The sequence below is a fragment of the Ignavibacteriota bacterium genome, assembly GCA_019637995.1.
In the GTDB taxonomy this organism is placed as follows: Bacteria; Bacteroidota; Ignavibacteria; order Kapaibacteriales; family UBA2268; genus JANJTB01.
In genome coordinates this window covers 272,087-286,509 of the sequence record JAHBUQ010000001.1, presented here as the reverse complement: position 1 = coordinate 286,509, position 14,423 = coordinate 272,087, and the positions used below count along the sequence as shown (strand labels likewise).

Genomic DNA, 14,423 nt, shown 5'->3' with positions numbered 1-14,423 from the left:
AATTATTTAAATGAATACGCTTAGAAAAATAGATTTTGATGAGAGTAAATCGGGTGACTATACCGAAGAACTTAATGAGATAAATATTAAAGGAGCAAGAGAGCATAATTTAAAAAATGTTGACTTGAGAATTCCGAGAGATAAATTTATCGTAATCACCGGTTTATCAGGTTCAGGAAAGTCATCGCTTGCATTTGACACACTTTATGCCGAAGGGCAAAGACGATACGTAGAATGTCTCTCGCCTTACGCCAAGCAGTTTATGGGGATGATGAAAAAACCGGATGTTGATACTATCGAGGGTCTCTCCCCTGCTATTTCCATCGAGCAAAAATCTATCAGTCACAATCCACGCTCTACTGTCGGGACAACTACTGAGATTTATGACTACATACGCCTGCTATTTGCCAAAATCGGTATTCAGCATTGTGTGGACTGCGACATTCCCGTTATAAAAAAAACATTAGATCAAATTATTTACGAAATAAAAACTAAATATTCGGGAAGCTCGGTTCTAATACTTTCACCTCTTGTTAAAGGAAGAAAGGGTCATTACCGTGAGCTTTTTGACAGTCTTGTCAGTCAGGGTTTTACACGTGTTCGTATTGACGGCAAAATCCGACTGCTTGAAAAGGGAATGAAAGTCGAAAGATACAGCATTCACGATATTGAACTTGTAGTTGACAGGATTACAGCCTCGGATTCATCTGAAAAAAGATTGTATGAATCAGTCGAGCTTGCATTGAATCGTGGCGAGGGTACTGTTATGGTTCAGCCCTTCGAAGTAGATAATGCTAATCAGCCGGCTGAACTCTATTCAATTCACAACAGTTGCCCGGGTTGCGGCAAGTCCTATCAGCAGCACGCTCCCAATGCTTTTTCGTTTAATAGTCCTTATGGAGCCTGTAGCAAATGTCAGGGCTTGGGTACAATTAAGCAGATTGATATTAAAAAAGCAATTCCTGATTGGAAAATAAGCTTACTTGAAGGTGCTGTTATTCCACTTGGCAAATCAGACAGGTCCTGGACTTGGTCTCAGATTAAAAACTTAGCCGAAAAACTAAAAATCAAACTTGATAAGCCAATTAATAAATTAGATGAAGAGCATATTGATATTCTTTTAAATGGTTTGGAGACTTCCGAAGTCAGTGATGATGACAGAAGTTTTTTTACGATGGAATTTAACGGTATTCTCAATATTCTGATGCACCAGTATGAAAATCCTCAATCTGCTGCACATAAAAGAGTTATCGAAGAATATGTAATTGAATCTGAATGCCCTGAATGTAATGGCGCCAAACTCAAAAAATCTTCTCTTGCAGTCAAAATTCAGGGAATAAATATCAATGAATTATGCCGTCAAGACATACCTGATATAATTGGAAATTGTATCGAAATCGAAAATAATCTTTCTGAACGTGAGCTGATTATTGCTAATTTAATTTTCAAAGAGATTATTACCCGTCTCAGTTTTTTAAATGAAGTCGGACTTTCATATTTATCCCTTGACAGATCCGTACGAACTCTGTCCGGCGGAGAATCACAAAGGATAAGATTAGCTTCTCAAATTGGTTCTCAACTTGTCGGAATTATGTATGTCCTTGATGAGCCAAGTATAGGACTACATCAGCATGATAACAACAAATTAATTAATTCTTTAAAAAAGCTTAGGGACATTGGCAATACCGTTATTGTTGTTGAGCATGATAAAGCAATGATTGAAGAGTCAGATTTTGTTATTGATATTGGACCCGGAGCCGGTATTCATGGCGGTGAGATTATTCTGACAGCAAGCCCTCAAGACCTTTTGAAATCCCCGAATATGCTGATTGGGTATGAAAAATCAATTACAGCAAAATATTTGAATGGTGATAAATCAATCCCTATACCTACATCACGACGAGAAGGAAACGGAAAATTTATTGAAATCAAAGGAGCAAGCGGAAATAATCTCAAAAATGTAAATCTTAAACTACCTCTTGGTACTTTTACATGTATCACAGGAATGAGTGGTTCCGGGAAAAGTTCATTGATAAATGATACTTTATATCCGATCTTGACAAATCATTTTCAGAAGGTTTCAATTTTAAAACCATTGGATTATAGAGAAGTTTCAGGGCTTGAAAATATTGATAAAGTAATTGAAATTGACCAGGCACCAATTGGAAGAACACCACGCTCAAATCCTGCAACATATACAGGAATATTTACATTAATTCGTGATTTCTTTGCGTTACTTCCTGAGTCAAAAGTTCGTGGATATAAGACTGGAAGATTTTCATTCAATGTTCAGGGTGGAAGATGTGAAGAATGTCAGGGAGCAGGAATCAAAAAAATTGAGATGAATTTTCTGCCTGATGTTTATGTTACTTGTGATGTCTGCGATGGAAAACGTTATAATAATGAAACTCTTGCTGTGCTTTTCAAAAATAAATCAATTGCGGATGTACTTGATATGACTGTAGAAGAAGCAAATGAATTCTTCAAAGATATTCCAAAATTGAATAAAAAAATCAGCACACTTTTTGATGTAGGTCTCGGATATATTAAACTTGGTCAACAAGCTCCGACCCTATCCGGTGGAGAAGCACAGAGAGTAAAACTTGCCACTGAGCTATCTAAAATCAGCACAGGAAAAACGCTTTATCTTCTTGATGAACCGACAACGGGACTTCATTTTGAAGATGTGAATCTGCTGATGAAGTTATTGGATAAGTTAGTTCATAAAGGAAATACTGTAGTTGTAATTGAGCATAATCTTGATGTAATAAAATGTGCTGATTATATTATTGACTTAGGTCCCGAAGGCGGCAAATATGGAGGACTAATCATAGCAGAAGGTACACCGGAGAAAATTGTAAAATCCAAAAAAAGTCTTACCGGAAAATATTTGAAAGATGAACTAAAACCGAAGATAAAATAAATTATCGGCTCATAATATAGTTCGTATGATATGTATTCAGTCTCTCGAGGAAGCGGATGATAACAGTTCGCTCATCTCCTGTAAGGTCGCCCAAAACATCTTCTCTTAGACGGTTTAGTCGGCTATAAACAGCATTAGCAGTGAACCTGCCTTTTTCGGTTATTATCAGCCGTTTGGCACGTTTGTCATAATCGTCAGCAATTTCTTCTGTATATCCCAATTTCACCAATTTCTTGATTATATCCATTCCTGTTGTAATTTCGGTTAAATTTGCCAGGCATAATTCTTTTTTATTAGGTCTGTCCATTTTATCAATTAAAGCAAGAAATGAAAAATCATCTCCACCAGTAAGACCGTATTCGTTGAAAATTTCTTTTGTATAAATTTTGATGAATTTATTCATCCGGGTTATAAAATATGATGCCAGAAATTGCACTTCACCTGAATATTCATCAGTCAGAACTTTTCCGGTTTTTAGTATTGGTACAACAATATGATTTGGCTGAGTATCAGAATTATCAGTCAGCCAACGCCCAAAATCATATAAATCAGATTCTTTATTAGACAATTTGAAATCTGACCATTTCCTGAGTAAATTTATTATTTCGTTAATTTCCATATTTATTACGATAGCGTGATATTTTTATAATATTCATTAAAATATCTAATTTATTGCAACGTTTTCGTATCAATTAACGATACAATTTTGAAATAATTTTATTAATTATACAAACAGGTCAAAATTTTTTATGAAGAGATTTTTGGGATTGATTATTTTGCTGATAGTATTTTCAGCAGTATTTTTGGTTGGTCAGGAAGCAAGAGGTGGCAGGATAACCGGAAGAATAGTAAGCTCTATGACACAAAATCCGCTTCCGGGAGTTACGGTAAGAGTTTTGGGTACAGATAAAGGTGCGATTTCCAAGAAAGACGGCTCGTTCGAAATTAAGGATGTGCCATTTGGTATCCAAAAAGTTCAATTTAATCTCATCGGATATGAACAGTTCGTCAGAACTGATGTTCCAGTTGGTGCTGGTAAACCTGCATTCCTGGAAATTAAGCTGGTCGAAAAAGTAATTCGGTTGGAAGGTGCTGAAGTTAAAGCGAGTTATTTTATCAAACGAACAGAGACTGTAACAAGTACTCAAAATCTAAATTTCGAAGATATAAGGCGTGCACCGGGTGTTCAGGAAGATGTCATAAGAGCTGTTGCATTACTTCCCGGCGTAAATGTTACAGCAGCAGGCAGAAATGATTTAATTGTACGTGGTGGTGCTCCATTTGAAAATTTATTTATTGTAGATGGTCTTGAAGTAAATAACATTAATCACTTCGGCTCACAAGGCTCAACAGGCGGTCCGCTATCAATAATTAATCTTGATTTTGTTCGCAATGTTGATTTCTCCGCTGGCGGGTTCGGGGCTAAATTCGGTGATAAGACATCATCAGTTACAAATATTCAGCTTCGAAATGGCAATGAATCGCAATTCGGAGGTAAAGCTACCCTAAGTGCCGTTAATTTCGGCTTGAATCTTGAAGGACCAATTGGTGATAAAGGTTCGTGGTTATTCAGCGCCCGAAGAAGTTATCTGGATTTTATATTCCAGTTAGCAGGATTCTCATTTATTCCGCAGTACTGGGATTATCAGGGAAAAGTAAATTACAGACTTGATGAAAAAAATACTTTGACTTTCTTAACTGTATCAGCAATTAATGATGTTAAGCTTAACAATGACGAAGAAGACGGCAGGTTCAGCAATAGTCAGGTGGCAATACCTGATCAGTACCAGAATTTCTCCGGTTTGACGTGGAAGCATCTCTTTGGTACAGGATTTATGACTGTTACAGCAGGGACTTCATACACAAGATTTACAACATTTCAGAATGACTCAAATTTAGTTGAAATATTCAGAAATGACTCTAAAGAAGGTGAATTTATATTAAGAAGTGATGTTGATTTACAGCTTGGACCTCAGACAGAACTGACTTTTGGAAATCAGATAAAATATGCGGGTATGTTGGATTATACAATAACAATTCCAGGATTTGTGCGAACCAATCAAAATGGTGTGCCACAACCATTAAGCGTTGATACATCAATAACTGCATTTCGTAATGCTACTTATGTCAGTATGAGTCATACAATTGGATTACATAGATTTACACTTGGCGGCAGGATGGATTATTACAATTTCACTGATGATAAATTATTCTTTTCACCAAGGCTTTCATATATTTATCAATTGAATGAAAATTCTGCTTTCATAGGAAGTATAGGCAGATATTATCAGGCTCCGAGCTATATTTGGTTGATTGGCGATGAAAGTAATAAACTTAATCCAATCAGAGCGGATCAGGTTGTAGTGGGTTATCAGCATACACCGCTTGAAGATATAAAAGTTCAGCTGGAAGTATTTTACAAGCAGTATGCCAATTATCCGGGTAGAGTATTCAGACCTCAGGCTGTTTTGGCGCCTTCAGGATTTGATGACATAAGTTCTGATATACCTTTCGGTCTTGAACCGATTTCAAGTTCTGCTACCGGATGGTCAAGGGGAGCAGAACTATTTATCCAGAAAAAACTCAGCGATATTCCGATTTATGGACTTTTTAGTGTTACTTATGCTGAGTCAAGATTTACTTCGCTTGATGGAAAAGAGCGACCTTCAGCATTTGACAGCAGATTCATATTTAATATTGCAGTAGGTTGGAGAATCAATAACTATTGGGAAGTATCAGCGAAATTTCGTGCAGCTACAGGTGTCCCGACTTCACCATTCACTCAGGACGGCAGAATTGACTTCGATCAATATAATGAAGGTGAAAGGCTTCCCGGCTTCAATGCAGCCGATTTGCGTATTGACAGACGTTGGAATTTTGCTAAATCAACATTAATATTCTATATTGATATTCAAAATATATATGGCAGAAAGAATGTTAGCGGCATCAGATGGGATCCAAGAACTGGCTCACCTGTTTTACAGCAGTCTATCGGTATTCTTCCAAGTATTGGAATAAGCTGGGAATTCTGATGATTATTTATATTATTGAGCTGTATCATAATTTCTACGTTTAAATTAAATGTATAAATTAGATACAGCTCTTTAAAATAGTAATAAACAGTAATTACTTAGTAATAACTATGCTTTGAATATCAGATGCATTATCACCGGTAACACTTAAAACGTAATTTCCTGATGACAATGAAGCGGAGAATCTGTTCAATGGATAAGATATTGAGTATGTCCCGGATTGCATTTCTTTTTTGTCTATAAAAGCAACTAATCTTCCCGAAATATCGAATAATTTAACTTCAACGATAGAAGTTTCTTTTACTTCTATTGATAAATTAATAACATCAATTACAGGATTCGGACTAACAGAATTTATTTTAAGTAAACTATTAGAATTGCCGGTTAGCCATTCAAGTACACCAACAGGTACGCTATTTGGATTACCAGGATTACCAACATCTGCTGGATTGCCCGGGTCACTTTGTCCGATTTTCCAAACTCCTTGGGGGTCAAGCAATTCTTCTCCATTCGTAAATCCATCGCCGTCTGAATCAATTGATGCCAGCGATTCAGACCAGATGACGTTTCCGGCAGCATTTCGTACAGATAAATGATTCGAAAATACTTCCTGACCAAATGAATTCAGTGAGCCACCTGAGCCTGAAGTGTGACAAGTCAGACACTGAAATTTTCCACCGTTTGGTACTTGTTCAACCCTGAAGGGCCTTGAATAAAGAGGAGTAGAAATTACTCCAATTAGAAAAAAAAGAAAATATTTTTTCATAAGTTTAATCCATGAATTTTTTAAAATGATATGATTTTATTGCAAGACGATTCATTGTTTATTTTAAGCTAAATTAAATGATGATAGTAGCTATTTTAAAAATATTTTTTATCATTGATAATACGAATATTAATTTTATATTTCCAAAATATTTACTTTATTTGAAACAATTGAATCTGCAAAACGTAAAAAAGTATATATGAAGAGAGCCAATTATGAGTGACAAAATATTCCAAAGCGATGAAATAGAACGCATTATTAAGCGTGCTATCAGTAAGAATGCTGATTATAACAGTGGTATTACTGAAAGTGAGCTTTACCGTATTGCTGCTGAACTTAACATTAGTCCTCAGCAAGTTCGTAATGCTTTACAGGAAGAAAAAGATTATACATTATTTGAACAAGCCAAACAAATGTATCTGGATAAAAAAAGAAGTTCATTTCGGGAGCATTTGACAGCTTATATAATCATTAACGGATTTTTAGTTGGTTTGGATTATTTCCTTACAGGTGGAATAACATGGTCAATTTTTCCTCCATTAGGCTGGGGTATCGGTCTTGCATTTGATTTTGTTGACAGCATCTATCCCAGTAAAGCCAAGATTGAAGCCGGCGCAAAAAAAATCATGAAATCTAATAAGTGGAAAAACTTATTTGAGAATTTCGGGTTTAAGATTTTGGAAGAATTACAGAAAAAGTAGCTCCCGCCTCTTCTATATTATTACTGAATTTGATATCAGCATTGATAAGTTCTGAAAATTTCTTAACAATCGAAAGTCCAAGCCCTGTTGAGTTTTCTCCCCCTGTGGGCTTGTTTGAGATTTTTGCAAAACGCTTAAACAACTTATTTTGTTCTGCTTCAGGAATTCCGGGACCTTGGTCTTTTACACTTACGATTAAATTGTTTACTGAATCTTCCAACCTGACATATACCTCTTTCCCAAACGGTGAATATTTGATTGCATTTGATAAGAAATTATCAAAAATATTGTTAAATGATACCAAATCAGTTACGCAAATACCATCAGAATGTTTTTCCAGAATTATCTTAATATCCTTATTGTCAGCTTTATGTTTGTATAACTCAATAAAGTGAATTACAGACTCATGAATGCTTTGCTTTTTGATATCAATATTTATTTTTCCTGATTCAATAGAATTCAAGTCAAGAAGCTGCTTTATAATATCAATAATTCTATCGCATGAAGCAACAATATCATTAGAAAATTCGTAAAGTTCTTCTTTTGTTAATGAAGTATCATCTCTTATAGTTTTACCAAGTAATTGTATGCTGAAAATTGGATTTTTCAAGTCGTGTGCAGCAATAGCAAGAATTTCGTTCTTTTCCTTATTTAGCAATTCAAGATGTCTGAGCTGATTTTCCCATTCACGTTTATACTTAATCAAATTGATATGATTTCGGATTCTAAGCCTGAATTCAGAATTATTAATAGGTGAAAAAATAAAGTCGTGAGCACCGGATTCAATGTATAAATCAATATTAGCAATATTTTTATTATCAATTAGAGCAATTATTGAAGCATCCTTGAAGTTTAATGAATTAAGTTCGGAAGAAACCAATTTTGCATCATCTATTGATATTGATTTATCCAACAAAATTACATCAGGTTTGAAGTTGTATAACTTTTGAGTTAATTTATCAACTGTTACACAAGAAAAGTCTCCACCAATTCCGGATATGACTTTAATAAGCTCCTTATCAGTTACATTGGATTGAGTTATCACCAATATTTTATAATCTTCGGTCATTGAATTCACTAAAATTGTATGAAATTTATAATAATTAAACGAAATAATAGCTAAAGACAAAAAAAAAAGCACAAAATTTTAATTTTTTTTGAAAAAAGTGTGACAAAATGCGTTTTAATTTGTCTATATAATAGTAAGATGTGCAAATTTAAAAAAAGTTTTTTTGAAATGTTTTGATAAACAATGATATAAATATAGTCAGCGATAGTGAATTGTACTCCATGCTCTGCAAAGACAAGCGTATAGCACGTAAGGCATTTGATGAGCTTTACTCACGTTATTCGCAGCGAATTTATACATTTTGTTTGAAATATCTTGGCAACAAAGAACTTGCTGAAGATATTTTTCAGGAAGTATTTGCCAAACTTCATACAAGTAGCCAGAATAAGCTTGAAGTAAAAAATGTACCGGGTTTTTTGATGACTGTAGCAAGAAATTTGTGCTATAATGAATATAATCGTAAGAAAGAAACAGTATCTCTGGTTGATGACTATGAGTCAGGCTACTCAGAAAATACACTTGAAAACAAAGAGTTGGGTAAAATTATTGAATTTGCAATAGACACTCTGCCGGAACACCTTCGGGAAGTGGTGATTTTAAGAGAATATCTTGATATGAGCTACAATGAAATCTCCGAAGCAATGAAAATACCTATGTCATCTGTCAGGGTTCATCTCTACAGAGCTAAGGAAAAATTACGAAGTATCCTCACGCCTTATTTAAATGATTTTGAGGAGGATAAAAATGAAAAAAAATAATAATATATTAAAGGTTAATTAAAATGTACGATTCAACAGACTACATGAATTCTTCCGAAAAGCTGGTAGCTTTCCTTGATGGAGAGCTTTCTCAGGAGGAAACAGGTACACTTTTCTATGAAATAGCTCAAAGTGGCGAACTTCAGGAAAAAATGAGACATTTTGTTCAGATTAGAAATAGTTTGAGAAATTCTCTAGTGACACCTCCTGCTTATCTGAAGGCAAGTATTATGAAAACCGCCGGTTTGAGCCATGGTGCATTTTATTCATGGGTTGATTCAGGATTAAAAACTGCTGGAACCATTGGCGCTTTCCTATACAGCCGTACAGCTCTTACTGCTCTGGCTGTTGGTTTTATGGCATTAGTTGCTGTTTTTCTACTGAACAAACAGTCTGAAGGTGATTTAAGCAGCGAACAATTTGTGTCAAAAAGTGGATTTTCTAACGGTATTTCTACTGGTGATATACCTGTGATTGAATCATTCAGCCAAGATTCTGAGGCAAATTCAGTAATTGATAATATTTCTACAACAGGAAGCATTCTTGATAAAAAATATTCTTCTGTTCATAAAAATTCATTTGCAGGAAATCCTACTAAACTTGGGACATTTGCAAATGCAGAAAATTCAATACTTAGTGATGCAAATTCAAATTCTGCATTTTACGATGATCCTACTTATCAGACACAATCAGTCTTTATTCAAAGCAGTATGCTTTCACTCAGCAATATGCCTGTTATTTTAGACGGTAAATCTCCGGATAATAGAAGACTTATTGCTCAGAATAATATCATGGATGATATAATGCAAAACACAAGTTTCTACATCAGAAATTTTGGTGGCAGGTCTTTTCCAGATTTCAATCTTGCCGGCGAAAACAATCCTTTACTTAATAATTTGAGCATAGGTTTCAAATATAACATTGCCGGAAATCATTCTGTTGGTATTGCTTACGGAATGGAAAATTTCCTGATGAGTTTCAATAAAGAAATTGACGGAATTCTATACCGTTATGACCAGTCATGGAATGGCTCATGGTATGCACTGACTTACCACTATAATTTCGGTGATTTTGGTTTAGACGGACTACAGCCTGAGATAAGCATATTGGCTGCCGGTACATCAATTGGTCCGCTTCTAAGAAGCACCGCCGGAATGAATTACTTTATTACAGACAGTTTCTATCTTAATTTTGGTATTGAAGGTGGCATGCTTATGTTTAAAGAGCCACAATCAGGTGGTACATCAAAGTGGTTTACCACTGAAAAAATTGGCTATACAGTTGGATTCGGTATTGGACTCTAAGATGAAAATTTTTCCATTAATATTGACAATTCTGATACTGGTATTATTTGTTTCGTGTCAAGACCCATCAGCTCTTGACGCCACTAAATCAATTACTGTTATTCATGACCCGAACAACTTGCCGGCTTTATTTGAAGTTGAACCTGTTGAAATTGATTTCGGATTGCTTCACCCGGGAAAATCTATCATTAGGAATGTTTTAATAAGAAATATTTCTAATCAGATTGTAAATATTAATGAAGTAAAAGGAACAAAGTTTAGTGAGAATTATTCATTTTCAAATGCTCAAAATGTATTTCTGACACCTAAGAATTCCATTGGTGATTCCCACAGCTTTGGAATTAAGTTCGAATCCGATTTACCGGGTAATTATGACAATTTACTGGATTGGGGCACTTACCGTAATCCACAGACAAAAGTATGGGCAAAAGTTGCTTCGGTATGGGCTGAAGATGTCAGATTCGACGTTACTTCAATCGGCAACTATGATCTGAAAGTTTTTCAATTAATAAATTCATCTGATTCTAAAGCAACAATAACCGAATTTGAACTTATTGACTCCGATGGTGTTATGATCAATGAGCCGGTCTTTTCAGTTCCTGCTGAAATTGAGCCTCATTCTGTTTCTAAGAATATATTTATAACTTTTAATCCTAATGAAGTAAAAGTATTTAAGGCAAAAATTCGTATCAAAGTAATTTATGCTGATTCAGGAGAGCATTATACTGATGAGATAATTGAGTTGGAGGGTGAAGGAATTTATTAATTTAAATTCCACTTGGGTAGGAGGCAAACCCATTCATCTTAAATAGGGTGAATGGGTTTTTGTTTAGATTTATTTTCAAATTAGACTTTTATAATTTAAAATCTTAACTAAATCTACTTTTTTTCAATAAAAAGTATTAATTTTGTAACTTATTCGATTGCTAATTTGTTATATGTATTTGTATAATGTTAGTTTGTAATTATTTTGAAAATATGTTGTTAAACTTAAATCAATATTTGTAATATGAAAAATTCATACAAAATAGTTCCTTTTATTTTGGTGATTGGACTTATAATTTATTTCACAATTGAAGTATATGCTACAAGCACCGGAAGAGTGATGCGCACTTCTACATTTGACGGTGGTTGCGGCGGCTCAGGATGTCACGGGACTTCAGCCAACACAGCAACAAGCTTATCGCTAACATCCGGGAGCTTAATTGTTGACCCCGGAACTGTCAATTCGTTCAATATCAGAGTTACTAATTCAAATTCTCAGATAACTGCAGCCGGTATAAATATTGCAGTTAAGACTTCAATTACAGGCTCTACTAATATTGGCGATGTTGGCGCTCCGATTGGTTCAGGACTGCAAGTGCTTATCAATGAGCTAACCCATACTACTCCCAAAACACTGAATAACGGTAATGCAGACTTTGAATTCACATGGGAGGCACCCATGAAGCCGGGTAAATATTTTCTTAGAGCAGTTGGCAATGCTGTCAATGGAGACGGCGGAACTAACGGTGACCAATGGAACTGGATGGAGCCTCAGGAATTAATTGTCAGAGGAGTTGAACTAAATGAACCAAAAGGTGGCGAAGGCTATTGCGCCGGAAGCAATTTGATAATACGTTGGGAATCAGCCGGAATTGAGGATATTCGAATTGAACTGTCAAATGATGGTGGCACAAGTTGGAATTATGTTATAAATCAGAGCTTTAAAGCTGTAGGTGGCAGTTATACATGGAGCATTCCTGCAGACTTTCAACAGGGCGATAAATTTAGAATACGCCTCCTTGATGTAACAAATCCAAACAGGAAGTCTGAAATGACATCTGATTTTGGTATATTTGGACAGTTTACAATCAGCAAACATCCTGACTCAAAAGAAATGTGTCCCGGTGATAATCACATATTATATGTCAATACAACAGGTACCGGACTTAAATATCAATGGAGAAAAAATGGTGCCGCTATAGTTGGTGCTACTGATTCAGTACTTGTATTGAACAATGTTAATTCAGGTTCCACCGGATTCTACGGAGTAATTGTATCCTCGGAGTGCTTCTCCCCTATCATAAGTGATGAAGCCGATATTCAAGTAAGAACACCTACTGTTATCAAAACTCAGCCTCGTGACCAGAATGTCTGCCCGGGCGGTGTAGCAATCTTTCAGATTGATGCTGATGCACATGCTTTGAAATATCAATGGTATAAAGGTGTAATACCAATTCAGGATGCAACTTCCGGCACATTGACAATCAATAATGTCAGAGAGTCAGATGTTGCAAATTATTATTGCAATATCAGTGGTTTCTGTGGAACAGAAAAGAGCAATACTGTTAAACTTGTTTTGAATAATCCTCCTCAAATTACAAAACAACCTTCAAATGTTACTGCCTGCGAAAGAACAGATGTTACTTTTTCTATCGAAGCATCAGGACTGGATAATATTTATGACTGGTATTTTAATGAAAAGAAAATCAGTTTAACATCAAATTCTGAATTTAAAATTGAAAATGTGAATAGCGCAAACTCAGGAACATATTATTGCATGGTCAGAAATAACTGTGGTGATCCAGTCAAGAGCCGTGAAGTACAGTTGACAGTAAATCCTTTGCCGGCAATTACTATGCAACCGCAAAGTCGTGTTGCAATGGAAGGTGACAGAGTGGAGTTAAGTGTAAGTGCTGAACATGCCAAAACATATCGCTGGAGAAAGAATAATCAGGTAATTGCAGGTGAAACTGAAACTACATTGGTGATTGAATCAGCTCTTATTGATGACGGCGGTGATTACGATTGTGTAATTACAAATGATTGCGGGACTTCGACCACAATAAAAGCGAAACTAACGGTAAACCAACCGGAGCCCGGTCCAAGAATTAATTTCGCATCTATGTTGATTGATTTTGGTGATGTATTTGAAGAAAATCACACTGATTCACTTTTCACAGGTTTTATTAATAATATTGGGAATGAAATTCTGCTGATTGACAGCATCAGAATTATTACAAGCGATACAGTTAATTACTTTGAAATGGTTTTTGAAGACAGTACTGAAGTTGCTACAGGTGAAGCCGTTGATATCAGTATTAAATTTACACCATTCACATCAGGACTTAAAGAAGCCAAATTAAAAGTATATTCAAATGCTATAGGTGATGTTCCTGATATTGATATTAAAGGAGCAGGTGCATTCTGGGATGTGGTTTCCAACAGGTCAAAAGTGGACTTAGGAATAGTAGATGTAGGAAAAGCTGACTCAGTTGCATTTAGAATATTCAATCAGAGTGATTATAAAATAAGCTGGATTGATACTGACTTCAGATGTGAAAATAATGAAGAAAATGCTTTCAGAATTTTATCGCCTGAACTACCTGCAACAATTAATGCAAAAAGTTCTAAAGATATTGAAGTGGAATTTGCACCGAAAGAAAAAGGTAATTTTGACTGTTTTATGACATTAAACTTTTTCGGAACTGACAAAACTCTTGAAGTAGAAATAGTTGGAATAGGAAACGACCCATCTTCGGTAGATGCAGACGATGTTATCAAAGAATTCAGAGTTTTCCCTAATCCGGCAAGTAATGATTTGACTTTTGAATTTACACTTGTAAATTATGAGGATTACGAGTTACAAATTATTGATAATTCAGGTTCATTAGTTAAGTCACACAAAGGATTTGTAGATGCAAACAACATGACTTATACTTGGGATGGCAGAAATGACCAAGGAATTCAAATGCCGAGTGGAAGCTACAGAGTAATGTTGATTTCAGCAAATGTAATGAAATCAATTAACATAATTTTGATAAAGTAGATATTTCTTATTACACTTTCATCTGACTAATTAAATGTCGCACCTGAGCAAAAGCCAAG

Annotated in this window: 10 protein-coding genes; 7 read left to right on the top strand and 3 right to left on the bottom strand. The window is 35.2% G+C overall.

From position 1 onward, the window contains the following. Positions 1–10 precede the first annotated feature (10 nt). Complete coding sequence (uvrA, locus tag KF896_01080) at positions 11–2,923, top strand: excinuclease ABC subunit UvrA (GenBank protein ID MBX3042287.1); 2,913 nt, start codon at positions 11–13, stop codon at positions 2,921–2,923. 1 nt (position 2,924) lies between these two features. Here the strand turns inward: uvrA and KF896_01075 are convergent, their stop codons facing one another. Beyond that, positions 2,925–3,542 (bottom strand): MarR family transcriptional regulator, encoded by a 618-nt coding sequence (locus tag KF896_01075; protein ID MBX3042286.1) that lies wholly within the window; start codon positions 3,540–3,542, stop codon positions 2,925–2,927. A gap of 130 nt (positions 3,543–3,672) precedes the next feature. Between KF896_01075 and KF896_01070 the strand changes: the two genes are divergently transcribed. Further along, positions 3,673–5,955: a TonB-dependent receptor gene (locus KF896_01070; protein ID MBX3042285.1), complete on the top strand. Its 2,283-nt coding sequence runs from the start codon at positions 3,673–3,675 to the stop codon at positions 5,953–5,955. Between the two features lie 94 nt (positions 5,956–6,049). On the opposite strand, the gene KF896_01065 is transcribed toward KF896_01070, so the two are convergent. Continuing rightward, complete coding sequence (locus KF896_01065; GenBank protein MBX3042284.1) at positions 6,050–6,721, bottom strand: T9SS type A sorting domain-containing protein; 672 nt, start codon at positions 6,719–6,721, stop codon at positions 6,050–6,052. A 215-nt stretch (positions 6,722–6,936) separates the two neighbouring features. On the opposite strand from KF896_01065, the gene KF896_01060 reads away from it, so the two are divergent. Continuing rightward, the gene (locus tag KF896_01060; protein MBX3042283.1) at positions 6,937–7,422 is read left to right on the top strand and encodes a 2TM domain-containing protein; all 486 of its coding nucleotides are present in this window, start codon (positions 6,937–6,939) and stop codon (positions 7,420–7,422) included. On the opposite strand, the gene KF896_01055 is transcribed toward KF896_01060, so the two are convergent. Continuing rightward, positions 7,391–8,491 carry a hypothetical protein gene (locus tag KF896_01055; GenBank protein MBX3042282.1) on the bottom strand — a complete coding sequence of 367 codons (1,101 nt, stop codon included), beginning with the start codon at positions 8,489–8,491 and terminating at the stop codon, positions 7,391–7,393. The two genes, KF896_01060 and KF896_01055, sit on opposite strands and share 32 nt — an antisense overlap. 173 nt (positions 8,492–8,664) lie before the next feature. Between KF896_01055 and KF896_01050 the strand changes: the two genes are divergently transcribed. The 4 genes from KF896_01050 to KF896_01035 all read left to right on the top strand — a co-directional run bounded on the left by KF896_01050 (position 8,665) and on the right by KF896_01035 (position 14,364). Beyond that, positions 8,665–9,249, top strand: coding sequence for an RNA polymerase sigma factor (locus KF896_01050; protein ID MBX3042281.1), 585 nt, complete (start codon positions 8,665–8,667; stop codon positions 9,247–9,249). A gap of 23 nt (positions 9,250–9,272) precedes the next feature. Beyond that, positions 9,273–10,553 (top strand): hypothetical protein, encoded by a 1,281-nt coding sequence (locus KF896_01045; GenBank protein ID MBX3042280.1) that lies wholly within the window; start codon positions 9,273–9,275, stop codon positions 10,551–10,553. Between the two features lies 1 nt (position 10,554). Continuing rightward, positions 10,555–11,319, top strand: a complete 765-nt coding sequence (locus KF896_01040; GenBank protein MBX3042279.1) for a hypothetical protein — start codon at positions 10,555–10,557, stop codon at positions 11,317–11,319. Between the two features lie 243 nt (positions 11,320–11,562). Next, a complete protein-coding gene (locus KF896_01035; GenBank protein ID MBX3042278.1) occupies positions 11,563–14,364 on the top strand; it encodes an immunoglobulin domain-containing protein in 2,802 nt (933 codons plus the stop codon). Positions 14,365–14,423 lie beyond the last annotated feature (59 nt).

Bases quoted from the DNA above. Each gene is read 5' to 3' on its own strand.
- KF896_01055 (MBX3042282.1), bottom strand. From the start codon at position 8,491: ATGACCGAAGATTATAAAATATTGGTGATAACTCAATCCAATGTAACT.
- uvrA (MBX3042287.1), top strand. From the start codon at position 11: ATGAATACGCTTAGAAAAATAGATTTTGATGAGAGTAAATCGGGTGAC.
- KF896_01075 (MBX3042286.1), bottom strand. From the start codon at position 3,542: ATGGAAATTAACGAAATAATAAATTTACTCAGGAAATGGTCAGATTTC.
- KF896_01065 (MBX3042284.1), bottom strand. From the start codon at position 6,721: ATGAAAAAATATTTTCTTTTTTTTCTAATTGGAGTAATTTCTACTCCT.
- KF896_01045 (MBX3042280.1), top strand. From the start codon at position 9,273: ATGTACGATTCAACAGACTACATGAATTCTTCCGAAAAGCTGGTAGCT.
- KF896_01060 (MBX3042283.1), top strand. From the start codon at position 6,937: ATGAGTGACAAAATATTCCAAAGCGATGAAATAGAACGCATTATTAAG.
- KF896_01035 (MBX3042278.1), top strand. From the start codon at position 11,563: ATGAAAAATTCATACAAAATAGTTCCTTTTATTTTGGTGATTGGACTT.
- KF896_01040 (MBX3042279.1), top strand. From the start codon at position 10,555: ATGAAAATTTTTCCATTAATATTGACAATTCTGATACTGGTATTATTT.
- KF896_01070 (MBX3042285.1), top strand. From the start codon at position 3,673: ATGAAGAGATTTTTGGGATTGATTATTTTGCTGATAGTATTTTCAGCA.